This window comes from Streptomyces sp. (genome assembly GCF_050698815.1).
Lineage (GTDB): Bacteria > Actinomycetota > Actinomycetes > Streptomycetales > Streptomycetaceae > Streptomyces.
On the sequence record NZ_JBOHCV010000066.1, the window covers coordinates 1 to 3,332 of the forward strand.

The window sequence follows — 3,332 nt, forward strand, 5'->3', positions numbered from 1 at the left end:
CGCGGGCGTCGAAGCGGTCGGCGCGCGCGGCTGCCGTGACGGCTGCTGCCGCCGCCGCCGGAGCCAGCCCGAGGCCTGCCTGTGCCCGGGTCAGCGCGGCCTCGGCGTCCAGCATCGCCTGGAGCACGGCGGCGTCGCCGGTGCGCGACTCGGCCGCCGAGCCCGCCCGTACCGGCGACAGCAGACCGACCTCCGGAGCCGGGGCCGGAGCCAGGGCCGGGCCGGGCTCCGGGTCTGCGCCTGGATCAGTGGAAGTCAAGGAAGACCGTCTCCTTCCCGTCCTGCAGCCGGATGTCGAATCGGTACGAGCCTGCGGCGTCGTCAGCCGTCGCCACCAGCGTCTCGCGCCGGGCGGGGTCAAGCGAGGCGAGCAGCGGGTCGGAGGCGTGCGCCTCGGTGTGCTCCGGAAAGTACAGGCGGGTGAAGAGATGATGCAGCAGCCCGCGCGCGAAGAGGCACACGCTGATGTACGGAGCGTGGCCGGAGGGCGCGCCGGGCAGGAGCGTACGGGCCGCCCAGTGCCCGTCCGCATCGGTGGGGATCCGGGCGAAGCCGGTGAAGTCCACGCCGTTGCGGCCCAGATGCCCACCGGTCACCGGGTCGCGCCGCATCGAGCCCGGAGCGCCCGAGAGGCCCCCGCCCGGATCGGCCTGCCACAGCTCGACCAAGGCGTCCGGGATGGGCTCGCCGGCGCCGTCGTAGACGTGGCCGTGCACCGTGACGGCGTCCGCACGGCCTACGGGCGCGAGGTCGCCGCCGCCGGGGAAGGGCAGGGCGTATCCGTAGAACGGCCCCACGGTGTGGGACGGGGTGGGCTGGAACGGAGAGCGAGAAGTCGAGGTCATCCGCGGCCTTCCTCGATCCAGGTGGCGGACGGGCCGTCGAGCACGACGTCCCAGCGGTAGCCCAGCGACCATTCGGACCGGGACAGGTCGTGGTCGTAGGCCGCCACCAGCCGCTGCCGGGCGGACTCGTCGGTGACGGACTGCAGGATGGGGTCGTAGGCGAACAGCGGGTCGTTGGGGAAGTACATCTGCGTGATCAGCCGCTGCGTGAACGCCGAGCCGAAGAAGGAGAAGTGCAGGTGCGCCGGGCGCCACGCGTTGTCGTGGTTGCGCCAGGGGTAGGCGCCGGGCTTGACGGTGGTGAAGCTGTAGCCGCCGTCGTCCCCGGTCAGGGTGCGCCCGACGCCGGTGAAGTGCGGGTCCAGGGGTGCCGGGTGCTGGTCGCGCAGATGGGCGTAGCGCCCCGCCGCGTTGGCCTGCCAGAGCTCGATCAACTGGCCGCGGACCGGCCGCCCGGCCCTGTCGAGGAGCCGGCCCGAGACGGTGATCCGTTCGCCGAGCGGCTCGCCGTGATGCTGCCGGGTCAGGTCGTGGTCGGTGTCGGTGACGTCTGTGCCGCCGAACACCGGAGTGTGCAGCTCGACCGTTTCCGGGTCGCACCGCACGGGGACCAGCGGCTGCTTCGGATGGCGCAGCGCGCTGCTGCGGTACGGCGCGTAGTCACGGGGCGGATGGGACCTGGCCGGTGCGCCGGCGGCGCGGGACCGCTCGTACGCGTCGCGCAGTCCGGCGACCTCGCGGTCGATGTCGTGCTGGCTGAGGGACATGGAAACGTACTCCTGTCGGCCCTGACGGACGGACGCAGCCGTGGTTCATTTGCTCAGTGTGCTGAGTATTTCGGTGACGTTTCACAGACGCTGTCACCCAGGACGCGACGCGTCAAGACCACGGTGGAAAGGGAGCTTCGCTCGACACCTCTCGGCCTCAGTAGTAAGAATCAATCAGTACACCGATGAATGAGCAGCCCTGAGGGAGAGCGCATGGTCGCCGTCGATCTGAGCACGCATCCCGGGCATCTGGCCCGCCGGCTCCAGCAGGCCCACTCGCTGCTGTGGGGCGCCATGGTCTCGGAGGAGACCACGTCACCGCAGTTCGCCGTGCTCAACGCGCTGGTGGAGAAGCCGGGCATGGACCAGCGCACCCTCAGCGAGCAGGTGCGTCTCGACCGCTCCACCATCGCCGACCTGGTCGCCCGGCTGGCGGCGCGCGGGCTGATCGAGCGGGTGCGCGATCCGGCGGACGGGCGGCGGAACGTGCTGAAGCTGACGACGGAGGGCAAGGGCGCGCACAGGAAGCTCGTCACCCGCACCACCCGGATGAACCGGGTCTTCCTCGCGCCGCTGGACGGCGACGAGCAGGAGACGCTGCTGCGCCTGATCGCGCGGGTCGCCGGGGCCGCGGAGGAGCTGCGCGGCTGAGCAGCCCGGCGGCCCGGCTGCCCGGTGGTCGGACCCGGTGGCCGGCCCGGTGGTCAGCTCGTCCGGCAGCTGAAGACCGGGACGCTGATCTCCTCGTCGTCCAGACAGCGGCCCGTGGCCAGGTCGAAGCGCTGTTTCAGCAGCGGCGAGGCCACGAAGGGCGCGCCGCCGGCGGAGCCGAGCAGGCCGCGGGAGAGGACGTAGGCGCCGGTGAAGGGGTCGCGGTTGCCGATCGCGTACGCACGGCCCCCGCGGTCGAGGAAGACGGCTGCCTGGGTGCCGTCCGGCAGCAGTGCCGCGACACCGCGCCCCGGGGTGAGGCGGGCCAGGCCGCACACCGAGAACCAGCCCGCGCCGGTTCGCACTTCGACCTGCCGGGCGGCTGTGCCCGTGGTGGTGCCGGCGGCCGTGTCCGCGAGGGCTGGGGCGACGGTCATCGTGGTCATCGTGTGGTGGTCCCTTCGAGCGTGCGGACAGTGCTTCGTACGGGGATGTCGGGGCCGGAGAGGAGCGTCAGGTCCGGCTTGATCTGCTCGCGCTCGGCGACGAACCGCACGGACGGGTCGGGCACTCCGGGCGCGTTGACGAAGGAGACGAACCGGGCCAGCTTCTCCGGGTCGGAGAGCGTGGCGGCCCACTCGTCCCGGTAGTGGGCGACGTGGTCGGCCATCAGAGCCTCCAGTTCGTCGCACAGGCCGAGGGAGTCGTGCACGACGACGTCCCTGACGTGGTCGAGTCCGCCCTCGATCCGCTCCAGCCAGGCGGAGGTGCGCTCCAGCCGGTCCGCGGTGCGGATGTAGAACATCAGGAAGCGGTCGATGAGGCGGATCAGCTCGGCGTCGGACAGATCCTGCGCCAGCAGATCCGCATGCCGCGGCTCCGCACCGCCGTTGCCGCCGACGTACAGGTTCCAGCCGTTCGCCGTGGCGATCACGCCGAAGTCCTTGCCGCGGGCCTCCGCGCACTCCCGGGCGCAGCCGGAGACCGCCGACTTCAGCTTGTGCGGCGAGCGCAGCCCCCGGTACCGCAGCTCCAGGTCGATCGCCATCCGCACGCTGTCCTGCACGCC

At 72.0% G+C, this 3,332-nt stretch carries 4 protein-coding genes and 2 pseudogenes; 1 reads left to right on the top strand and 5 read right to left on the bottom strand.

All coding sequences use genetic code 11. The annotated features are described in order from the left end of the window. The 3 genes and pseudogenes from ACRDP3_RS02760 to pcaH form a co-directional block, all read right to left on the bottom strand. Positions 1-259: pseudogene (locus ACRDP3_RS02760) on the bottom strand (3-carboxy-cis,cis-muconate cycloisomerase); the annotation flags it as partial. Further along, positions 246-845 carry a protocatechuate 3,4-dioxygenase subunit alpha gene (gene pcaG / locus ACRDP3_RS02765; RefSeq protein WP_431515185.1) on the bottom strand — a complete coding sequence of 200 codons (600 nt, stop codon included), beginning with the start codon at positions 843-845 and terminating at the stop codon, positions 246-248. The pseudogene ACRDP3_RS02760 and the gene pcaG, both read right to left, overlap by 14 nt. After that, positions 842-1,612 carry a protocatechuate 3,4-dioxygenase subunit beta gene (pcaH, locus tag ACRDP3_RS02770; RefSeq protein WP_431515186.1) on the bottom strand — a complete coding sequence of 257 codons (771 nt, stop codon included), beginning with the start codon at positions 1,610-1,612 and terminating at the stop codon, positions 842-844. Before pcaH ends, pcaG begins: the two co-directional genes overlap by 4 nt. Before the next feature lie 213 nt (positions 1,613-1,825). Between pcaH and ACRDP3_RS02775 the strand changes: the two genes are divergently transcribed. Next, the gene (locus ACRDP3_RS02775) at positions 1,826-2,263 is read left to right on the top strand and encodes a MarR family winged helix-turn-helix transcriptional regulator (protein WP_431515187.1); all 438 of its coding nucleotides are present in this window, start codon (positions 1,826-1,828) and stop codon (positions 2,261-2,263) included. A gap of 53 nt (positions 2,264-2,316) precedes the next feature. Here the strand turns inward: ACRDP3_RS02775 and nirD are convergent, their stop codons facing one another. After that, the gene (nirD, locus tag ACRDP3_RS02780; protein ID WP_431515188.1) at positions 2,317-2,709 is read right to left on the bottom strand and encodes a nitrite reductase small subunit NirD; all 393 of its coding nucleotides are present in this window, start codon (positions 2,707-2,709) and stop codon (positions 2,317-2,319) included. Further along, positions 2,706-3,332: pseudogene (locus ACRDP3_RS02785) on the bottom strand (nitrite reductase (NAD(P)H)); the annotation flags it as partial. The pseudogene ACRDP3_RS02785 and the gene nirD, both read right to left, overlap by 4 nt.